Origin of the sequence: Neorhizobium alkalisoli (assembly GCF_002968635.1) — a bacterium.
In the GTDB taxonomy this organism is placed as follows: Bacteria; Pseudomonadota; Alphaproteobacteria; order Rhizobiales; family Rhizobiaceae; genus Neorhizobium; species Neorhizobium alkalisoli.
Genome location: NZ_PVBN01000008.1, coordinates 66342 through 84259, shown reverse-complemented (window position 1 = coordinate 84259; position 17918 = coordinate 66342). Strand labels below are relative to the sequence as shown.

Below are 17918 nucleotides of genomic sequence, written 5' to 3'. Positions count from 1 at the left end.
ATATCCGCCGGCCCTCGATCACTCGGCCGGCGCGCGCTCCATCTCGGCGCCGTAGTAGCGGCGCCCCATCCAGAGCGCGAACTGCACCAGGATGATGAGCACCGGCACCTCGACGAGCGGACCGATGACCGCGGCAAACGCGACGGGTGAAGCAAGGCCGAACGCGGCGATCGCCACGGCGATGGCGAGCTCGAAATTGTTTCCTGCAGCCGTGAAGGCCACCGCGGTCGTGCGCGGATAGTCGGTGTCGATCATCTTCGCCATGACGAAGCTGACCGTGAACATGATCAGGAAGTAGATGGTCAGCGGGATCGCGATCAGGACCACGTCGAACGGCAGCCTGACGACATCGCCACCCTTGAGGCTGAACATCGCGACGATGGTAAAAAGCAGCGCCGCCAGCGTGATCGGGCTGATTTTCGGCAGGAAGACCGTCTCGTACCAGTCCCTGCCCCTGGTCCTTGTCAGGATGGTCCGGGACAGGTAGCCGGCGAGGAAAGGGATGCCGAGATAGATGAGGACCGCTTCTGCAATCGTCCAGAACGAGACGTCGACGACGCTCCCCTCCAGGCCGAACAGCGGCGGCAGAAGCGTCAGGAAGATCCAGGCATAGACGCTGAAGAAAAGGATCTGGAAGATCGAGTTGAACGCCACCAGCCCGGCCACATACTGATTGTCGCCGCGGGCGAGCTGGTTCCACACGAGGACCATTGCGATGCAGCGCGCAAGACCGATGAGGATCAGGCCGGTCATATATTCCGGGTAGCCGCGCAGGAAGATCACGGCCAGCGCAAACATCAGCGTCGGGCCGATGATCCAGTTCTGGACGAGCGAAAGCAAGAGCACGCGCCTGTCGGCAAAGACCAGGTGCAGTTCCTCGTAGCGAACCTTGGCAAGCGGCGGATACATCATCAGGATGAGGCCGATCGCGATCGGGATGTTGGTGGTGCCGATCGACATGCTGTTGAGCACATCCGGCAAGCCCTTAAAGACCGTGCCGAGGATCAGGCCCAGCGCCATGGCGGCGAAGATCCATACCGTGAGGTAGCGATCCAGAAATGAGAGGCGGATGGCAGGCTTGGCGGGCTGCATTGAAGCGTTCCTTTAAAATGTGATGCTCCGCCCGGAGCCGGTGCGGCAGCGTGGCGGACCGGCGGCGGCGTCAGGCGATCCGCCGCCCCTCGGCGTCGATGACGATCTCCCCGTCCTCCTTGGCGAAGGCACCCTTTTGGGGAGCCGGAAGAATGTCGAGAACGGCCTCGGAAGGACGGCAAAGCTTGACGCCCATTGGCGATACGACGATCGGGCGGTTGATCAGAATGGGATGCTCCATCATCGCATCCAGCAACTGATCATCGCTCAGGCTTTCGTCCTGAAGGCCGAGTTCGGCGTATGGAGTGCCCTTCTCGCGGAGCAGTTCGCGCAAGCCGATACCCATGCGGCCCGCCAGCTGGACGATCAGCGTCCTCGATGGCGGGGTCTTCAGGTACTCGATGACATGCGGTTCGATCCCGGCGTTGCGGATCATCGAAAGGGTGTTCCGCGACGTGCCGCAGTCGGGATTGTGATAGATGACGATATCGATTGCTTCGCTCATGCTACGTCGGACCTCTGCACGGAGGAACCTTCCATCTGTCCGATCTCATGCAGTTTGGCGGTGAGGCTCAAACGCTCGAGACTTTCCACCGGCAGCGCGGCGAACGCGGCGAGGCGGAGCTTCATGTAACGCAGCGTCTGGCCGAAGGCGACGCGCCGGTCCGCATCCGTGCCCTCCACGGCAGCCGGATCCTCAAGCCCCCAATGGGCGGTCATCGGCTGTCCCGGCCACACCGGGCAGGCCTCGCCGGCAGCGTTGTCACAGACGGTGAACACGAAGTCGAGCTCGGGGGCTCCTTCCGCCGCGAACTCGTCCCAGCTCTTGGACCGAAGGCCCTCCACCGGGTAGCCATGCCCCTGAAGCGCCTCGACCGCCAGCGGATGGACCTCGCCCTTCGGGTAGCTCCCTGCAGAATAGGCGTTGAACTTGCCGGCGCCGCTTTTCTTCAGAACGCTTTCGGCGATGATGGAACGGGCGGAATTTCCCGTGCAGAGAAACAGTACGTTAAACGTGGTCTTTGTCATGATGACACCTTCTGTGGTGGGCAGCAGCATGGGGTAAGTTCGGCGACAAGCGGCTCGCAGAGCTCCGCCCTGCCGCCGCAGCAATCCTTGACGAGATAGAGCGTAAGGTCCCGCAGTACAGCAATGTCTGACCTGTATACGATCAGACGGCTCCGTCGCTCCGCCCGGATCAGCCCGGCTCGCGCCAGCACGCTCAGATGCGACGACATGGTGTTCTGGGGAACGGCGAGCAACTTCGCGACGTCGCCTGCGGGAAGTCCCTCAGGCTCGTGCTTTGCGAGTAGATTGAAGGCCTGCAGCCGGGTCGGCTGCGCCAGTGCCGCAAGAGCGAGAATAGCGTTTTCCTGATCCATATATCGATATTACTCGATATATGGATATTGTCAACGCTTCGACAGCGGGAAAGGAGCCTGTTCCCCTCACTGAAAATGGCGACGTTCTGCCGTAACAGGCCAGGACCAAAGGATAACCCCCCGCCCGAAAAGCGACAGCCCCGTATGCCTTCAGAGCATACGGGGCTGTCGACTGTCGATCTGCGAATACCACCCTTGGAATCCGACGGATTCAAAGGGTGTGGATCAGAAGCGGTAATTCACGCCGGCCTTGAGCACCTGGTCGCGCACGTCGGTGCGTGAGGTGACGCCGGCCGTGGTGCTGCGCACGTCGTTGGTCATGGTGTAGTTGTATTCGACACGGGCGGAGAGATTGTCGGAGAGTTTCTGCTCGACGCCTGCGCCTACGACCCAACCGGGTTTCCAGCCATCCGGGCCGGAGGTGCCGCCCTTGTCCTTGAAGCTGGTGAGCGCAACACCGGCAGTGCCGTAAACGAGCGTATCGTTAAAGCCGACGCCGGCCTTGGCCTTGGCAGCCACGCGGCCCTGTTCCTTGATATTGCCGCCCGGTACGCGGCTCTTGACGTTGCCGAGATGCGAGGCTTCGATTTCTGCGCCGACCACGCCGGAATCCAGGTCCATGTTGTAGCCGGCATGGCCGCCGACAACGAGGCCCTTGTCGCCGTCGAAGGGGTTCAGCTTGCGGGACGCCAAGCCGAGATCGGCACCGACATAGGCGCCACCCCAGCCGGCCTTCGGGCCGGCAGCCGGCTCATTGTAGGTCGGCGGTTCGGAATAGCTGGTCAGGTCGGCCGCGAGGACAGCCGTTGAAGAGAAAGACGTGGTGGAGACTGCGGCGACGATCGCCAGGGCGAAAGGCTTTGCTTTCATGGTCATGGTTACTCCGTACAGCGCCTGCATAGGAAGATACGCAGGCAATTACTCAGGTTACAAACTGCACGGCGGTCCGAGCCATCCCACCAGGCCCTCGGGGCCGCACCACCGGCAAGTTTCCATTAACTTTCACGAATTTATAAACACTCCCTTAACCTCGAGACCCAAGGGACGCGGATTGAAAAAAGAAACGGAATTGTGAAGCGAATGCCAGCTACCGTTAACGATGCGGCGTTGCCAGTTTTGGGCCAGACGCGGCCACTACGGCCGCCTCCCCTTCTGTGGCATCGCAGAAATTGAGAAAACAAGTGTCGCTTTAATCGGGATTTTTGCGGCAAGGCTTATAGGCTGCTCGTATCTTCCCGAACCTTCAGAATACTGTCGATAAGACCCCATTCAAGCGCTTCCTCCGCCGTCATGAAGCGGTCGCGATCCATCCCGCGCTCAAAGTCTTCGTAGGAACGTCCGCAATGCTCGGCGTAGAGCCGCGTCATGCGTTGCTTGGTCTTTAAAATTTCCTCGGCATGAATCAGCATGTCGGAAGCCTGCCCTTGAAAGCCGCCGGAGGGCTGGTGAATGAGGATACTGGCATTGGGCAATGCGGCTCTTTCGCCGGGTTCGCCTGCCATCAGCAGGAACGATCCCATTGAACGGGCCGTCCCCATGCAAAGTGTATGAACCGGCGCACGGATGAAGCGCATGGTGTCGTACATCGCTAGGCCGCTGGTCACGACGCCGCCCGGCGAATTGATATAGAGGTTGATTGGCTTTTTGGGGTTTTCCGCTTCCAGAAACAGCAGTTGCGCGCAGACGAGCGCCGAAACGGTATCGTTCACCTCGCCATTGAGGAAGATAATCCGCTCGCGCAGAAGCCGGGAATAAATATCAAAGGATCGCTCCCCCCGGCTGGACTGTTCTACGACCATGGGGACGAGTTGCATCGCTTCGCGCATCGGCGACCTCCAGATTCTCAGAATTTAAGGGGGGAGGCTCGCCGTATCAGGCGGCGAGCATGAGGGGCGGGCTGTTGCTGTTCGCCGGCGCTCTTGCCATTCCATCGAATCTTGCGTCCGTCAGTTCGTGGACGATCCGAAGGCAGGTGCCGCCAGTGGCATTCGGGGTGATCGTGAACGTCACGGTGCTTTCAAGGAAAGGCGGGGTATCATCACGCAGCTTGTAGCGAACTTCCTGGCCGGGGGTGACGGTGATCGCCTCGGGATCAGCCAATGCTTCCTTCGGCAACCACCTTTCCCGAAGTTCGGGAATGGTGACAGCACGCCAGACCTTTTGCGGCGGATCGCCCAGGTCAAATTCCAACTCGACGCCGCTATCCTGCTCCCTGGTCTTCCCTTCGTTCATTGATCCATGTCCTTCAGCAAGACTTTGAGTGCTGCGATACGCTCCGGCCAGTAGGCGCGGTATTTTGCGAGCCACTGGGCGATGAGAGCCAGCCCATCGGGATCGACTTCGTAATTCACGAAACGCCCCTGTCGTTCTTCCCTCACGAGCTTTGCACTGCGCAGAACTGCGAGGTGTTGCGACATCGCCGGCTGGCTAATCTCCATGCCCTCGCGCAAGGCACTGGCGTTCATGCTCCCTGCCGCCAGCTTCTCAAAGATCGCACGGCGGGTCGGGTCTGCCAAAGCTCGGAAGAAGTCATTCTCGATCATGCGAACACATAAGCACGTACTTATGCGATTCGCAAGCTATTTCGAGGCAGCTTTCTTTTGCTGCGGAAATCCTAGGTTCAACGACTGACCTCAGCCATCAAAAAATGAGGAACTCCTGTCGCAAAACCCGTGTGCGAGCGACCGAGTTTTGCAATCGTCTGATGCCCGCATCGGGCCGAAAGCGGTCGTTGGCGGCATCTCCCAGATGGTTCCGAAAAGAAGCGGCAACGGTCGTCCCCACGTGTTTCCGGCATGAGGAAAATCAGCGAGTGCCGCGGGAAGGTCAGCCTCGTTCCGGGATAACAAGACGCCGCATGAGATCGAACGCCGCCTCTTTCGCAGAAGACGGCGTTTCGACCTCAACCCGGCATTTCGTCAAAAACAGCAAACCCTGTTACGCAACACTGCGCGAGGGCTCCATGTCGTGGATAGCTTTCTGGATTTCAGTGCGGAATTCCGGCGTATCGCTGTGACCATGGACGGCAACCGCATGCTGGACGGCGGCATTGACGAGCTCGTCCATGTTGTCTGCCGATATGGCTACGGTGCATTTCATCTCGCTCGGAAACTCCCGGCAGTCGATAAATTTGCGTCCCATCTTTGCCTCCTCACAAAACTCCGGCGCAGGCCAGAGGACCGGAAATCCTACTCCCATCCTGCGGACGAAACAAACGGCAGGCGGCATGATCGAAACGCCAAAGGCTCATCAGTTCGTGGTAGCCATGATGATCTAGACGCGGCTGGAAACCCGCCGGTCAGGGCCGATCTTCGATCGACCGCGCCTCTCCATCTCCACTCCATGTCCTGCCGGCAGTTCGGGGACACGCCGCCTTCCAGATCGGCAAAAACAATCGGTTGCAGGAAACTTCCGCAATTGGGCAGCAATTGTCACCCGACTCCAATCCCTTGAACTCCCCGGGATCGTCGCGAGGAGTGATATTAGCGGCTAGGTGCCATGTCGTAGAAGGGCCATTAGCGGCGAGACCAGTATTCTTCGTGGAGTTTCGCCGCCTCGCCCGCAAGCATGGGGCCGACGACTTCCGTTGGGCGCTGACCCGCGGCGAACACGATGTGGCAAGGGAGATCGAGCGTCGGATTTTCCTGGCTATTGCCAATCTGCTGTTTCATCTCTCTCTCGGAAAGGCCAAACACGACGCGCCCTATGCCTGCCCAATAGATTGCGCCTGAACACATGGCGCATGGTTCCGCGGATGTGTACATCGTGCATCCGGCAAGAAACTTCAGGTCATAGGCTTTGCCGGCGCGCGTGGCGAGAAGCTTCTCGGCATGGGCCGTGCGGTCGCCGCCTTCCGAACTGTAGCCATTGCACTGTTCCAGCAAGACATTGCCATCATGATCGGCGAGAATTGATCCAAATGGGTGATCCCCGCCTTCGCGCGAACGCCGTGCCACATCGAAGGCCTTCCGCAAAAGCGACTCATCATAGGACCGCTTGGTGCCTGCCATTGTGTGAGCTCCTGAGAATTGTCGCAGTTCATTCACCATCAATGTTTGCCCGGCAACGGAGCGGGTAATTTGTGTTCTCCGCCAAGTGGAAAGTTGCCGGCTTCGCCGCTCTGGTCATCCGACATCCCGATGAACAGGTATAAAAATGAATTTTGATCCTTTTTGACTTTGTCAGCAAGACTGATCAAAAGTGCAAGCTTGTCAGAGAACGATCGGGCGGGTTGGCGGCGGTTGCTGCCTGATTGCAAAAAATTTCGTCTCCGTTCATCCCCGCCCTCCCCATCCATGCCTACACTCTCCCCGTCCCGCATCGGATACACCGGAAGGCGTTCTGGCGAGGCGGGACCGGCGCCGGGTGCAGGGAAACGACGTAAGTCCTTGCATCAGGGGTCCGCGGAAAATGGTCTCCCTCCGGCGACACGGGGAGAGATGAAGGGTTGCGGACCGGCCCCTCATCTCTTGATGCCCGAAAGCGCGCGCCGGATGTGCCTGTGCGGCACACAGGGTGGCCCGAAGGATGGTTTCGCCGGACTCTTTGAAGTCCGTCCGCCTCAAGCGGAAAGTCCGGCGGCGGTTCCTGTTCACCCTTGCCGGTTGGTCCTCGGGTTAAACCCGAGGATCCGGACGAGTATCAGGAACCAGACGAACACCATCCCGAAAGGCCAAGGCAGAGGGACCGCAGTCGCGGATAAAAACCGCCGAACGGGGCGCTGAGAGGTGTCACCTAAAAACTAACTTACGAGGCAGCTCCCAGCGCCCCGTCCGACCACTCTTCGTCCCCGGAATGGCAAAGCCAGGTCCGGTTCGTCGGCATGGCCAAAATTGGGTGCATAGACCGGCCGGACAGAAACGAACGCAGCAGAAACCGGAAATATCCTACCCCTAGGAACTAATGGGGCACCGGCGTGTTGAAAGGGCGAACTTCGATAGACAAACCATGATCTTACAGGAGATTCACCATGGGACGCGGTATTCTGCTCTGGCTACTCGGCATTCCGCTGCCGATCGTCATCCTTCTCGTCCTCTTCATGCGCTGAGGAGACGGAAATGCCAATCTCATCGACAGGCTCCACGGCGCTAACTCCGGTCGAGTCGTCACAATCCGCGATTGCCTGGGGGCCGATCATCGGCGGTGCGGTTGCCGCTACCGGCATCAGCCTCATCCTCATCCTTTTCGGCTCCGGTCTCGGCCTGACCATGGTCTCGCCCTGGTCGGGGGAAAGCAGTTCGGCTGCAACTGTCGGCATCACCGCCGCAATCTGGCTGGTGGTCGTGCAATGGCTGTCGGCGGCCCTCGGCGGCTATCTGACCGGAAGGCTCAGAACCAAATGGGCGGCGGTCCATACGGATGAAGTCTTCTTCCGGGATACCGCGCATGGCTTCGTATCCTGGGCGTTGGCAACGATCTTCGTGGCCGGTTTCCTCGCCTCGTCGCTGACCTCGCTTGCGGGCGCCGGTGCGCAGGCGGTCGGAACCGCGGCGGCGACTGCAGGTGTTGCGGGTTCGGCAGCGGCGGCGTCCTCCTCGGATGATGCCGATACCAATGCCGCGACCTCCTACTTCACCGATGCGCTCCTGCGCCCGCAGCTGGCGCAGCAGCGTGCGGAGACCGACAATGCGGCGGCCACCGCCGAGGTCTCGCGGATCCTGGTGAACGGGGCCCTGCAGGGCGGCGTGCCGGAAGATGACAAGGCCTATCTGGCCACGATCGTCTCCGCCCGCGCCGGCCTTTCTCCCGAGGAAGCCCGCGCCCGCGTCGATGCGGTCCTGAAAAGGATCGAGGACGCCAAGGTGGCCGCCCAGCGGGCAGCCGACGAAGCCCGCAAGGCGGCCGCGACGACGGCGCTTGTCGGATCGCTGTCGCTCTTGGTCGGCGCCTTCATCTCCTCGGCTGCAGCAGCACTCGGCGGCCGGCAGCGCGACGAGGAGGAAGACCTGCTGGTCACCTCCCGCTTCTGATCCCGCGAAAGCAAGACGACAACGCCCTCTGGAAGGTATCCGGAGGGCGTTGTCGTCACCGATTTGGGCAGATCTCCCGTTACGCCGCGACGGCCGGCAGGCAGGCGTCGCAGATCGCCCGAATATGCCGATGATCCGTGCCGCAGCAGCCGCCGAGCACCCGCATCGACGGATAGCTCCCGCGCAGCGACCGGTAGCGCGCGCCGAGATCGATCGGATCGCCGATATCGAGTTCAGTCGAATCGTCGAGCTCCTGATGGCTCTTCGTCGAGGCGTTGGCACGGATGCCTAAGATCCGCTGCACCCAGGCCTCGCCTCGGGAAAGCGCATCCTCGAAATGGCTCGGATGGGCGCAGTTGACCATGTAATAGGCGGAATAAGCCCCGGTCTCCGCATCCGTTTCCTCGATCGCCGCCTGCAAGCTCTTGCCGTTGGCGAGCCTCCCGTCCGTCTCGACGGTGAAGGAGACGACACAAGGCATGCCGGCGCGCCGGGCTGCCCGGACGATGCCGACCGCCTCGCCGACATTGTTCATGGTGATGGCCGAGACCATGTCCGCTTCGCTTGCTGCAAAGGCTTCCGTCTGGAAGGCGTGATAGTCCTCGGCCGCAAGGGGGTCCATGTTGCCGTCCTTGTAGCCGTCGCCGCGCGGCCCGATGACGCCGTTCAGCACGATCGGGGCGCCCGGCCTCTCCCAGAGCCGCCGCAACCTCTCGACATATTCGACCGAACGCAAGTTAAGCGCCCTCAGCGCCTCGCGATCATAGCCGAGCTGCGGCCCCCAATCGGCATTCGCCCTCCAGGTCGGCGTATCGAGGATGAAACCGAGACGACGCTCGCGGGCAATCGCAAGGTAGGCCTCGTAATATTCGGTCAGTTCCTCGCGGCCTTTTGCATCGTCGAGAAGCGGAAAGGCGGCAAATGCGGGAAGATCGATACCGCGATGGAAGACGAGCGTCGTTTCAAGGCCCGCGTCGGTCAGAAAATCGGCGCCTTTGAGCTGCGGCAGGTTGCTGCGATATTTGGCCATGGTCTCTCTCCTGTGGTAAAAGATAGGGAGCGGACGTCGGATATCGCTCCGTTCCGCTCGGGGAATGGCAGATTTTTCGCAGAAGAATGGGCATTCGCTCTAGTGAGCGCGTGGTACAGCCATCTGGCCCGTCCGCAATGCCCAGCGAAATCGGGAGGTTAGCATGTCTCCGGTAGACGAGATGCTGCAGGAGCCCGTTCCGGGACGAGCCGAAACTGTACCGGCGGTCAAGTTTTCAGAGCCACGGGACACCCGCAAGGGAGCGGCCACGCGCGAACGCCTTCTGGAAATCGCGGAGGCTGCGGTCCTTGCCAAGGGTTTTGCGGCCACCTCGATCGACGAACTGATCGCCGAAGCCGGCATCACAAAAAGCGGCTTCTTCTACCATTTCCGGGACAAGAACGAATTGGCGCGCGAGATGCTGCGCCGCTATGTGGCAGAGAACGACCGTATCTTCGACGAGATTTTCGGCCGTGCCCGCGAGCTTAACGATGATCCGCTGCAGGCCTTCCTATTGGGGCTGAAACTGCTGAGCGAACTTGCAAGGGACCTGCCGGGCGGGCATCCAGGCTGCCTGATCGCCTCCATCTGCTATCAGGAGCGGCTCTTCGACCGCGAAATCCACGAAACCAACGCCAATTCCGTCAAAGCGTGGAACGCCCGGTTCCTCGGCCATATCGAGGAGATCGCCGCCGTTCATCCGCCGCGCGACCCGATAAACCTCGAAGACGTGGCCAACATGCTGTCCTGCATCTTCGACGGCTCGATCATCATGTCGAAGGCTCTCAAGGACCCGAACCAACTGGAGCGGCAGATTCTCACCTACCGCTCCTATATCAAGCTGCTGTTCTCGAAATAAGAGAACAGATTTACTGCAATGTGCGGGGCATGGCCTGCAGGTCGGCCGGAGCGCCTGCGGCTGCGCCCGCCTGATCGCCATCGAGGCCGGTCGCCACGACCGAGACGCGGAACTTGCCGTCCAGATTGCGGTCGAAGATCGCGCCGACGACGATATCGGCGTCATCCATGACTTCGTCGCGGATGCGGCTTGCAGCCTCGTCCACTTCGAAAAGCGTCATGTCGGAGCCGCCGGAGATCGAGATCAGCACGCCCTTGGCGCCCTTCATGGAGATGTCGTCGAGCAACGGGTTGGCGATCGCGCCTTCCGCGGCAAGCAGCGCGCGTCCGTCGCCGGAAGCTTCGCCCGTGCCCATCATCGCCCGGCCCATGCCCTTCATCACCGACTTCACGTCGGCGAAGTCGAGGTTGATCAGGCCTTCCTTGACGATCAGGTCGGTGATGCAGCCGACACCTGCAAACAGGACCCGGTCGGCGGTCATGAAGGCGTCCGCAAAGGTCGTCTTTGCGTCAGCGATGCGGAAGAGGTTCTGGTTGGGGATGACGATCACCGTATCGGCTGCCCGGCGCAACTCCTCGATGCCGGTTTCGGCCGTCTTCATGCGACGATTGCCTTCGAAGGTGAACGGCTTCGTCACGACGCCGACCGTCAGTATCCCGGCGGCACGTGCCGCCTGGGCAATCACCGGGGCTGCGCCGGTGCCCGTTCCGCCGCCCATGCCGGCCGTCACGAAGCACATATGCGAACCGGAAAGATGATCCATGATCTCGTCGATCGATTCTTCGGCGGCTGCGCGGCCGATCTCCGGCAGCGACCCTGCCCCGAGCCCTTCCGTCACATGGGCGCCAAGCTGGATGCGGCGGGAGGCCTTGGAGGTTGCGAGCACCTGGGCATCGGTATTTGCGGCGATGAAATCGACCCCTTCGAGCTCTTCGGCAATCATGTTGTTGATGGCATTGCCGCCACCGCCACCGACACCGATCACGGTGATTTTCGGCCGCATCTCGGTAATCTGATATTTCTTGCCGTCCGTCATCGCAATCTCCTTGGCATCGGCTCCGCCGCCCGAGCGGCCCCGTCGGCCGTCCGAATCAGCGTGTATTTTAGCTGTGCAACAAGGCAGAGGCTTGGCGAAAGAACAAGCGCTGATGCAGAGTGGTGGAAAACCGAGAATTTTCCACATGCGCACGGAACATTTTGCGCATCCGATAATTGTGAAGAGTCTGATCACAAAAATGAGACAATGCGAGAGAGGAGCATCGCGTACCATGCCTACGTCTGCCGCACGCGCGTCCGTCCCGTCCCCCGATGAACATATCCTGACCGTGCAGGAGGCGCTCGAGCCGCTCTTCCTGGCGCTCGAGGAAGAGGCCGAAGTCAAGATGGTCGCAGCCGCAGTCAAGGCCGGATGGTCGGTCGAAGATGCGGTCGCCGCGATCGACGAACTCAGGCGGACAGAACTGCTGCCCGGCAACCGGACGCATTGACCCATCACAAAAACTCGTTCGCCTGCTCCGCCAGGATGGCCTAAATCTACCGCATTGCACGCAAGCGGGGACGAAAGCTCATGGCGATCAGGAATATCTGTGTCTATGGCGCGGGCGCTCTCGGCGGAGCATTTGCCGCGAAGATCGCCAGCACGCTTGGCGACGAGGTCAATGTTTCGGTCATCGCCCGCGGTGCGCATCTGGAGGCGATCCGCGAAAAGGGTCTCACCATCGTCAAGACCGGTGAAGAAGGCTCGCTGAACGTACGGCTTCTCGCCACCAGCGACCCAAGGGAATTGCCGAAACAGGATCTCGTCATCACCGGCGTCAAGGGCCATCAGCTTGCGGATGCGGCCGAAGGCCTTGCCGGTCTCCTCAAGGAGGGGACACGCGTCGTGCCGGTCGTCAACGGTATTCCCTGGTGGTACTTCCACCGGGACGAGGAAAGCGGCCACCCGGAACGCCAATTGCCCGAACTCGACCCCGACGGCAAACTCTGGCGGCTCGTCGGGCCCGAGCGGGTGATCGGTTGCGTCGCCTACCAGGGCGGCGAAGTGATGCAGCCCGGCATGGTCCGACTGTATGGCGACGGCCGCTTTTTCCTTGGCGAACCCTCGGGAGAACTCTCGCAAGACCTCGTGTCCATTTCCGATCTTTTCGGCCGTGCCAGCATCACGATCGTGCCGACGCAGCGCATCCGCGACGCGATCTGGACGAAACTGATGGGAAACGCCGCCTACAACCCGATCAGCGCGCTGACCCGTGCCCGGATGGACAGGATGATGGAGAACGGGCCGCTGGTCGAGCAGATCGGCAAGGTCATGACTGAAACGAGAGCGGTTGGCGAAGCGCTCGGCGCGGTGTTCAACGGCAGTGTCGACGAGCAGCTGAACCGTTCCGGCGGTTTCGGCCCGGTGAAAACCTCGATGCTCCAGGATTTCAACGCCGGCAAGCCTCTCGAAATCGGCCCGCTGACCGGCATGGTGGTCGCCCTCGGCAAGCTCACCGGCGTCCCCACGCCGACCTGTGAAACGGTCCTGGCACTCACCACCCAGCTCGACCGCGAGAACCTCAGAGATTGATTCATCCTGTTGAGGACGGGAATCCGAAAACGCCATGAAGCATCTGAAACCATTGAAGATGCCGGCGCCCGCCGGCATCTTCTCAGTAGAAACCGTCAATTCTTGACCTGCGCAGCCCAGCTGGGCGCATTGCTCTTGCCGTCGAGAAAAGGCAGCACTGTCGCAGTCATGGCGGGAGATGCAAAGGCCTCGTAGTGGGTGAGGTCGGGCAGGATCGCCAGTCGGTTCTTCGACATGTTCTCCCGCATCCAGCCGGCATCCTTCAGGCCACCGCCGAGCTTTTGATAAAACTCGACGATATGCTCCGGACGAACCATGTCGCTGTCGCCGAAAACCAGCATGACCGGCATCGTCAGCCTGGCGACCGCATCCGAGTAATCGTAGTCGCGGCGCATCAGCTCGCCCATCGCGTCGAGCAGTCTCGGAAACTCCGAAACGTCCGGTGCAACGGCCTTGTAGGAGATGAACATCGGCGTGTCCTTCATCATCTCGGCCATGCCGGCACCGACGGATTCCTGCTGCGGGATCATCTCTGGAAAGAAGCCTTTCCTCGCAAAAGGAGCCGAGGCAATAACGAGCCGCCGCACCTTGTCCGGTGACTGGGCCGCCATCTGGAGCGCGATGCCGCCGCCCATAGAGTAACCCAGCACGTCGACCTGGTCGTAACCCAGTTCTGAAACGAGCTTACCCATATCGGCGCCCATGGCCTCCAGCGAAATAGGCCGATTGCCGAGCGGCGTGCGGCCATGGCCCTGAAGATCGACGCCGATCACCTGCCGGTGTTCGGTCAACATCGGCATGACCGGCGCAAACATATCGATCGAGCCGAGACCGCCATGCAGAAGGAGAAGCGGCTCGCCCTGCCCCCGGATCTCATAATAGTAGCGAACGCCGCCCGTTTCGATATGGCCCTTCTTCGAGGGCTCGACCGCAACCGGCTGGTTCGCCGAGGGCGCGGGTTGTTCCGCTTTGACAACGGCGGGCGTGACCGACGCGGCGATGGCAGCAACAACCAGGGCAAATATCCTGCTCGACATGGCTTCCTCCTCTAAGGATTACTTGATGATGCCCCAAGGACGAGGAACCGGGGAGAAAGCCGACAGACATCGGCAAAAAATTCGCGCAAAAAGAAATCCCGTCGCGAGGAGACGACGGGATATCCAGTTGGAGGTCAAATATTATTATTGTTTTACGGCGGCTGCAGGGGACGAAAGCCACCTTGTTGAACTCCAGGCGGCATATTACTGGATCGCCTGCGAGCTCGAAGTTCACGGGACTAACCCATAAGTAACCGCGAGGTTCCATCATTCGTTAACGGCGGTACATTAGAATTATCAAACTTTCATATTGGCATCCGTGAGGCAGTAATGACCGCTCCGAGCTTCCGCTTTACGCACTACGATCTGAAACTGCAGCGCGCAGGCACTGTGATCGAAGTGACCCTGAACGCGGTCAACAACGTGCGTCTGCTGACGGGGGTCAACTTCCAGCGCTTCACGGAAAAGCTGGATTTCAAATATGTGGGCGGCATCGCCAAGAAATCGCCGATCAGGCTGGTCATTCCTGAAAACGGGCACTGGCATTTGATTGTCGATATGGAAGGCCATCACGGCCTGGCGGATTCCTCCGTCAAACTTGTCGCCGCGCCCGGTCAGAAGCAGGCGTCCTGATCGCATCCTCGGCGAGGATCACTCAGAGTTCCGCTCTTTACGAAGTTTGGCCCACCAATCGAGCCTCTTCCTGATCTCGCGTTCGAAACCGCGCTCCGGGGGATCGTAGAAGGTCTGCCGTCCCATCTTTTCCGGAAAATAGTCCTGGCCGGAAAAGGCGTCCGGCTCGTCGTGATCGTAACGATAGCCGTCTCCGTATCCCTCACCTTTCATGAGCTTGGTCGGAGCATTGAGAATATGTTTCGGCGGCAGAAGCGAGCCATTTTCCTTGGCGGCGCGGGTTGCCGCCTTGAAGGCCGTGTAGACCGCATTCGATTTCGGAGCGGTCGCCAGATAGACGCAGGCCTCGGCAAACGCCAACTCGCCTTCCGGCGAGCCCAGATAATCGTAAGCATCCTTGGCAGCGTTGCAGATGACCAATGCCTGGGGATCGGCGAGGCCGATATCCTCCACCGCCATCCTGACCAGACGGCGTCCAAGATAAAGCGGGTCCTCGCCGGCATCGAACATGCGCGCCAGATAATAGAGCGCGGCATCGGGATCCGAACCGCGCACGGATTTATGCAGTGCCGAGATGAGATTGTAGTGACCGTCCTGGGCCTTGTCATAGACGGGAGCACGACGCTGAACGATCCGGATGAGGCTCTCGGTATCGAAGACCTCTCCTTCCCGCGCGGCGCGCCAGACCTCTTCGGCGAGCGTCAGCACGGCTCGGCCGTCTCCGTCAGCCATGCGGACCAGGCTTGCCCGCGCGTCAGGATCGAGCGGCAGCGGCCGTCCCTCCACCTGCTCGGCGCGCTGCAGCAGTTCGATCAGGCTCTCTTCGTCATGCGGCCGGAAGGTCAGAACCCTGGCGCGCGACAGGAGAGCGGCATTCAACTCGAAGCTCGGGTTTTCGGTGGTCGCGCCGACAAGAATGACCGTGCCGTCCTCCATGACCGGCAGAAAGCTGTCCTGCTGGGCGCGGTTGAAGCGATGGATCTCGTCGACGAAGAGCAGCGTCTGCCGACCGTCCATGCGGCGCATCCGTGCCGTCTCGAAGACCTTCTTCAGATCCGCCACGCCGGAAAAGATCGCGGAAATCTGCTCGAAGGCGAGCCCTGCTTCTCCCGAGAGCAGCCGTGCCACGGTCGTCTTGCCCGTGCCCGGAGGCCCCCAGAAAATCATCGACCCGAGCGAGCCCGAAGCGATCATCCGGCGTAGAACGCCATCCTCGCCCGTCAGATGCGGCTGGCCCGTCACCTCATCGAGCGTCTTCGGCCGCAGACGGTCTGCGAGAGGTCGCCGGTTGGCGACCTCCTCGGGAACCCGCGACGCGAAAAGATCACCACTCATCTGAAAAACTGCCGGATACGCTGGCCCTTGCGCTCGATTTCGACCCGCCAGAAGCCGGGATCGTCATCCAGCATGCCTTCCAGGGCCTTGGTCGACGCGACGGTCGTGCCATTCAGGGAGATCACGATATCACCGGGCTCGAAGCCGTACCGGGCGGCAGGCGATCCGCGCGCCACATCCGTGACGACGACGCCCGCCTTCTCGGCCGGGATGCGCAGTTCGGTCGCGAGCTTCGGCGAGAGATTGGCCACATGCAGGCCCGCGAAGGGATTGCGGCCTTCGAGCAGGCGATCATCGGGCGGCGTGGTCTCCGGAGCGGTGTTGAGTGCGATCGTCACCTCACGCTGGCCTTCCGCAGTCTGTACGGCGAGCGTCGCCTGCTTGCCGAGGCCTGCCGTCGTCAGACGATAGCCAAGCGCATCGGGATGTTCGACTGCGATGCCGTTGACCGCGGTCACGACCTCGCCCGGTTTCAAACCTGCCCGATCGGCCGGCCCGCCTTCCACCAGGCGCACCACCAGGGCGCCGCGCGCCGTCTTCAGCCCAAGGGCTTCAGCGACGTCTGACGTGACGGCATCGAATGTCGCACCCACATAGGGCCGGTCGAAGCTCGTCTTTCCTTCCGCGGCCGAAGCGAGGAACACCTTGACGAGATTGGCGGGAATCGCAAAACCGACTCCGTTCGAGCCGCCGCCGCGCGAGAAGATGGCCGTATTGATGCCGATCAGCTCGCCGTTCATGTTCATCAGCGCACCGCCGGAATTGCCGGGGTTGATGGACGCATCGGTCTGGATGAAGAAGCCGAAATCGCCGGTGGTGACTTGGTTGCGCGCCAGCGCCGACACGATGCCGCTCGTGACGGTCTGGCCGACGCCGAACGGATTGCCGATGGCCAGCACCAGATCGCCGACTTCCACATGGTCGGAATCGGCGACCGGCAGAACCGGAAACTGCTCCTTCGCCTTGATGCGCAGCACGGCCAGATCGACCCTCTCGTCCTTCAGCATCACGTCGCAGGCGAATTCGCGGCCGTCGGCGAGCGCGATCTTGATGTCGTCGGCGCCTTCGATGACATGGTTGTTGGTCACCACCAGGCCATCTGCCGAAAGAATGACGCCGGAACCCAGAGACGACTGCTTCTCCGAGCGGTTCGGCATGCGCTGTCCGAAGAACTGCTCGAAGAAGGGATCGCCCGCAAAGGGATTGACGCGCTGCACGACGCGCTCGGCATAGACGTTCACGACGGCACCGGCCCTCTGCTTGACCAGAGGCGCGAAGGAAAGCTGCATCTCCTGACGGCTTTGCGGAACCGTCTTCTGTTCCTGCGCCATCGCAGAGACGGGACACAGAAGCGCCAGGACGAAAAGGCCGGTCGAAACGCGTTTGAGAACGCTCAGCATGTGATTCCTCACTTTATGAAAATCCCGTTCGATTTGTAGCGCGGAAGGCTGGAAAAGAAAGGTGGCCGAATCACGGAGAAATCCGCGGAAACCGTAAGGTTACCGGTACTATATAAGGCCTGCCGCAGCGGAGGCCATGGCGTCCGGCGAGAGACCTCCATCCTTGTCATCTGGCTTTGCCGCCTCATTTGGTCCTGTGGAAGTGCCTGAATTTCTCCAGGTCAGCATCAGGAGTGCATGCATGAGATATATTTCGATCGCAACCGCGCCCGCCGGACTTCTCATCGGCTTTGCCTTGTGGGGGGCGGCGCCGATAGCTTCCGCGGCAAGCTTCGACTGCGACCGCGCCGATCTTGCGGTGGATGAAAAGGTGATCTGCGATACGAGATCGCTCAACGATGCGGACGTGAAGATGGTGACCACCTTCGACATTCTCGTGAATCTCTTACCCATGGGCAACCGCGGCAAACTCCAGGAGGAGCAGAGCGCCTGGCTGAAAAAACGTCAGGCCTGCGGCGAAGACATCGAATGCATCCGAGCAGCCTATGCCGAACGGATGAAGCAGCTCGACGAGGCCTATAGGAACCTCAGCCGGCCGCTCTAAATGGATAA

At 60.9% G+C, this 17918-nt stretch carries 22 protein-coding genes; 6 read left to right on the top strand and 16 right to left on the bottom strand.

All coding sequences use genetic code 11. From position 1 onward, the window contains the following. Nucleotides 1–18: 18 nt before the first annotated feature. From arsB to C5L13_RS17910, 11 genes are all read right to left on the bottom strand, one after another. Nucleotides 19–1092, bottom strand: coding sequence for an ACR3 family arsenite efflux transporter (gene arsB, locus C5L13_RS17960; protein ID WP_105384643.1), 1074 nt, complete (start codon nucleotides 1090–1092; stop codon nucleotides 19–21). A gap of 70 nt (nucleotides 1093–1162) precedes the next feature. Next, entirely contained in the window at nucleotides 1163–1597 is a 435-nt protein-coding gene (gene arsC / locus C5L13_RS17955) for an arsenate reductase (glutaredoxin) (RefSeq protein ID WP_105384642.1), read from the bottom strand. After that, the gene (locus C5L13_RS17950; RefSeq protein WP_105384802.1) at nucleotides 1594–2121 is read right to left on the bottom strand and encodes an arsenate reductase ArsC; all 528 of its coding nucleotides are present in this window, start codon (nucleotides 2119–2121) and stop codon (nucleotides 1594–1596) included. The genes arsC and C5L13_RS17950 overlap by 4 nt, the downstream gene beginning before the upstream one ends. Further along, nucleotides 2118–2474 carry an ArsR/SmtB family transcription factor gene (locus tag C5L13_RS17945; protein WP_105384641.1) on the bottom strand — a complete coding sequence of 119 codons (357 nt, stop codon included), beginning with the start codon at nucleotides 2472–2474 and terminating at the stop codon, nucleotides 2118–2120. The genes C5L13_RS17950 and C5L13_RS17945 overlap by 4 nt, the downstream gene beginning before the upstream one ends. Nucleotides 2475–2699: 225 nt before the next feature. Continuing rightward, complete coding sequence (locus C5L13_RS17940; protein WP_407070442.1) at nucleotides 2700–3350, bottom strand: outer membrane protein; 651 nt, start codon at nucleotides 3348–3350, stop codon at nucleotides 2700–2702. 338 nt (nucleotides 3351–3688) lie between these two features. After that, nucleotides 3689–4300, bottom strand: a complete 612-nt coding sequence (locus C5L13_RS17935; protein WP_105384640.1) for an ATP-dependent Clp protease proteolytic subunit — start codon at nucleotides 4298–4300, stop codon at nucleotides 3689–3691. A 46-nt stretch (nucleotides 4301–4346) separates the two neighbouring features. Next, entirely contained in the window at nucleotides 4347–4706 is a 360-nt protein-coding gene (locus C5L13_RS17930; protein ID WP_105384639.1) for an SRPBCC family protein, read from the bottom strand. Continuing rightward, a complete protein-coding gene (locus C5L13_RS17925) occupies nucleotides 4703–5017 on the bottom strand; it encodes an ArsR/SmtB family transcription factor (RefSeq protein WP_007628095.1) in 315 nt (104 codons plus the stop codon). The genes C5L13_RS17930 and C5L13_RS17925 overlap by 4 nt, the downstream gene beginning before the upstream one ends. 394 nt (nucleotides 5018–5411) lie before the next feature. Further along, nucleotides 5412–5615, bottom strand: coding sequence for a DUF1059 domain-containing protein (locus C5L13_RS17920; protein WP_105384638.1), 204 nt, complete (start codon nucleotides 5613–5615; stop codon nucleotides 5412–5414). Nucleotides 5616–5989: 374 nt separating this feature from the next. Then, on the bottom strand, nucleotides 5990–6484 hold the full coding sequence (locus C5L13_RS17915) for a nucleoside deaminase (protein WP_105384637.1): 495 nt from the start codon (nucleotides 6482–6484) through the stop codon (nucleotides 5990–5992). Between the two features lie 38 nt (nucleotides 6485–6522). After that, nucleotides 6523–6771: a hypothetical protein gene (locus C5L13_RS17910; protein WP_105384636.1), complete on the bottom strand. Its 249-nt coding sequence runs from the start codon at nucleotides 6769–6771 to the stop codon at nucleotides 6523–6525. Between the two features lie 760 nt (nucleotides 6772–7531). On the opposite strand from C5L13_RS17910, the gene C5L13_RS17905 reads away from it, so the two are divergent. Further along, nucleotides 7532–8443 carry a hypothetical protein gene (locus tag C5L13_RS17905; RefSeq protein ID WP_105384635.1) on the top strand — a complete coding sequence of 304 codons (912 nt, stop codon included), beginning with the start codon at nucleotides 7532–7534 and terminating at the stop codon, nucleotides 8441–8443. A gap of 79 nt (nucleotides 8444–8522) precedes the next feature. Here C5L13_RS17905 and C5L13_RS17900 read toward each other — a convergent pair whose 3' ends face one another. After that, complete coding sequence (locus C5L13_RS17900) at nucleotides 8523–9473, bottom strand: homocysteine S-methyltransferase family protein (protein WP_105384634.1); 951 nt, start codon at nucleotides 9471–9473, stop codon at nucleotides 8523–8525. A gap of 163 nt (nucleotides 9474–9636) precedes the next feature. Here C5L13_RS17900 and C5L13_RS17895 point away from each other — a divergent pair, with 163 nt between their 5' ends. Next, complete coding sequence (locus C5L13_RS17895; RefSeq protein ID WP_245571328.1) at nucleotides 9637–10332, top strand: TetR/AcrR family transcriptional regulator; 696 nt, start codon at nucleotides 9637–9639, stop codon at nucleotides 10330–10332. Between the two features lie 10 nt (nucleotides 10333–10342). On the opposite strand, the gene ftsZ is transcribed toward C5L13_RS17895, so the two are convergent. Beyond that, a complete protein-coding gene (gene ftsZ, locus C5L13_RS17890) occupies nucleotides 10343–11368 on the bottom strand; it encodes a cell division protein FtsZ (RefSeq protein ID WP_105384633.1) in 1026 nt (341 codons plus the stop codon). A gap of 232 nt (nucleotides 11369–11600) precedes the next feature. Here ftsZ and C5L13_RS17885 point away from each other — a divergent pair, with 232 nt between their 5' ends. Next, the gene (locus C5L13_RS17885; RefSeq protein WP_105384799.1) at nucleotides 11601–11819 is read left to right on the top strand and encodes a hypothetical protein; all 219 of its coding nucleotides are present in this window, start codon (nucleotides 11601–11603) and stop codon (nucleotides 11817–11819) included. Nucleotides 11820–11899: 80 nt separating this feature from the next. Then, nucleotides 11900–12901 carry a ketopantoate reductase family protein gene (locus C5L13_RS17880; RefSeq protein ID WP_105384632.1) on the top strand — a complete coding sequence of 334 codons (1002 nt, stop codon included), beginning with the start codon at nucleotides 11900–11902 and terminating at the stop codon, nucleotides 12899–12901. 95 nt (nucleotides 12902–12996) lie between these two features. On the opposite strand, the gene C5L13_RS17875 is transcribed toward C5L13_RS17880, so the two are convergent. Beyond that, the gene (locus C5L13_RS17875; RefSeq protein ID WP_105384631.1) at nucleotides 12997–13938 is read right to left on the bottom strand and encodes an alpha/beta fold hydrolase; all 942 of its coding nucleotides are present in this window, start codon (nucleotides 13936–13938) and stop codon (nucleotides 12997–12999) included. Nucleotides 13939–14268: 330 nt separating this feature from the next. Here C5L13_RS17875 and C5L13_RS17865 point away from each other — a divergent pair, with 330 nt between their 5' ends. Next, nucleotides 14269–14571, top strand: a complete 303-nt coding sequence (locus C5L13_RS17865; RefSeq protein ID WP_105384629.1) for a DUF1883 domain-containing protein — start codon at nucleotides 14269–14271, stop codon at nucleotides 14569–14571. Between the two features lie 18 nt (nucleotides 14572–14589). On the opposite strand, the gene C5L13_RS17860 is transcribed toward C5L13_RS17865, so the two are convergent. Both C5L13_RS17860 and C5L13_RS17855 read right to left on the bottom strand, forming a co-directional pair. Next, entirely contained in the window at nucleotides 14590–15906 is a 1317-nt protein-coding gene (locus C5L13_RS17860; protein ID WP_105384628.1) for a replication-associated recombination protein A, read from the bottom strand. Continuing rightward, the gene (locus C5L13_RS17855) at nucleotides 15903–17306 is read right to left on the bottom strand and encodes a DegQ family serine endoprotease (RefSeq protein ID WP_105384627.1); all 1404 of its coding nucleotides are present in this window, start codon (nucleotides 17304–17306) and stop codon (nucleotides 15903–15905) included. Before C5L13_RS17855 ends, C5L13_RS17860 begins: the two co-directional genes overlap by 4 nt. A gap of 241 nt (nucleotides 17307–17547) precedes the next feature. Between C5L13_RS17855 and C5L13_RS17850 the strand changes: the two genes are divergently transcribed. Next, entirely contained in the window at nucleotides 17548–17910 is a 363-nt protein-coding gene (locus C5L13_RS17850) for a lysozyme inhibitor LprI family protein (protein ID WP_105384626.1), read from the top strand. Nucleotides 17911–17918 lie beyond the last annotated feature (8 nt).

Coding starts and splice junctions, on each gene's coding strand:
- arsB (WP_105384643.1), bottom strand. CDS start 1,092: ATGCAGCCCGCCAAGCCTGCCATCCGCCTCTCATTTCTGGATCGCTAC.
- arsC (WP_105384642.1), bottom strand. CDS start 1,597: ATGAGCGAAGCAATCGATATCGTCATCTATCACAATCCCGACTGCGGC.
- C5L13_RS17950 (WP_105384802.1), bottom strand. CDS start 2,121: ATGACAAAGACCACGTTTAACGTACTGTTTCTCTGCACGGGAAATTCC.
- C5L13_RS17945 (WP_105384641.1), bottom strand. CDS start 2,474: ATGGATCAGGAAAACGCTATTCTCGCTCTTGCGGCACTGGCGCAGCCG.
- C5L13_RS17940 (WP_407070442.1), bottom strand. CDS start 3,350: ATGACCATGAAAGCAAAGCCTTTCGCCCTGGCGATCGTCGCCGCAGTC.
- C5L13_RS17935 (WP_105384640.1), bottom strand. CDS start 4,300: ATGCGCGAAGCGATGCAACTCGTCCCCATGGTCGTAGAACAGTCCAGC.
- C5L13_RS17930 (WP_105384639.1), bottom strand. CDS start 4,706: ATGAACGAAGGGAAGACCAGGGAGCAGGATAGCGGCGTCGAGTTGGAA.
- C5L13_RS17925 (WP_007628095.1), bottom strand. CDS start 5,017: ATGATCGAGAATGACTTCTTCCGAGCTTTGGCAGACCCGACCCGCCGT.
- C5L13_RS17920 (WP_105384638.1), bottom strand. CDS start 5,615: ATGGGACGCAAATTTATCGACTGCCGGGAGTTTCCGAGCGAGATGAAA.
- C5L13_RS17915 (WP_105384637.1), bottom strand. CDS start 6,484: ATGGCAGGCACCAAGCGGTCCTATGATGAGTCGCTTTTGCGGAAGGCC.
- C5L13_RS17910 (WP_105384636.1), bottom strand. CDS start 6,771: ATGGATGGGGAGGGCGGGGATGAACGGAGACGAAATTTTTTGCAATCA.
- C5L13_RS17905 (WP_105384635.1), top strand. CDS start 7,532: ATGCCAATCTCATCGACAGGCTCCACGGCGCTAACTCCGGTCGAGTCG.
- C5L13_RS17900 (WP_105384634.1), bottom strand. CDS start 9,473: ATGGCCAAATATCGCAGCAACCTGCCGCAGCTCAAAGGCGCCGATTTT.
- C5L13_RS17895 (WP_245571328.1), top strand. CDS start 9,637: ATGTCTCCGGTAGACGAGATGCTGCAGGAGCCCGTTCCGGGACGAGCC.
- ftsZ (WP_105384633.1), bottom strand. CDS start 11,368: ATGACGGACGGCAAGAAATATCAGATTACCGAGATGCGGCCGAAAATC.
- C5L13_RS17885 (WP_105384799.1), top strand. CDS start 11,601: ATGCCTACGTCTGCCGCACGCGCGTCCGTCCCGTCCCCCGATGAACAT.
- C5L13_RS17880 (WP_105384632.1), top strand. CDS start 11,900: ATGGCGATCAGGAATATCTGTGTCTATGGCGCGGGCGCTCTCGGCGGA.
- C5L13_RS17875 (WP_105384631.1), bottom strand. CDS start 13,938: ATGTCGAGCAGGATATTTGCCCTGGTTGTTGCTGCCATCGCCGCGTCG.
- C5L13_RS17865 (WP_105384629.1), top strand. CDS start 14,269: ATGACCGCTCCGAGCTTCCGCTTTACGCACTACGATCTGAAACTGCAG.
- C5L13_RS17860 (WP_105384628.1), bottom strand. CDS start 15,906: ATGAGTGGTGATCTTTTCGCGTCGCGGGTTCCCGAGGAGGTCGCCAAC.
- C5L13_RS17855 (WP_105384627.1), bottom strand. CDS start 17,306: ATGCTGAGCGTTCTCAAACGCGTTTCGACCGGCCTTTTCGTCCTGGCG.
- C5L13_RS17850 (WP_105384626.1), top strand. CDS start 17,548: ATGAGATATATTTCGATCGCAACCGCGCCCGCCGGACTTCTCATCGGC.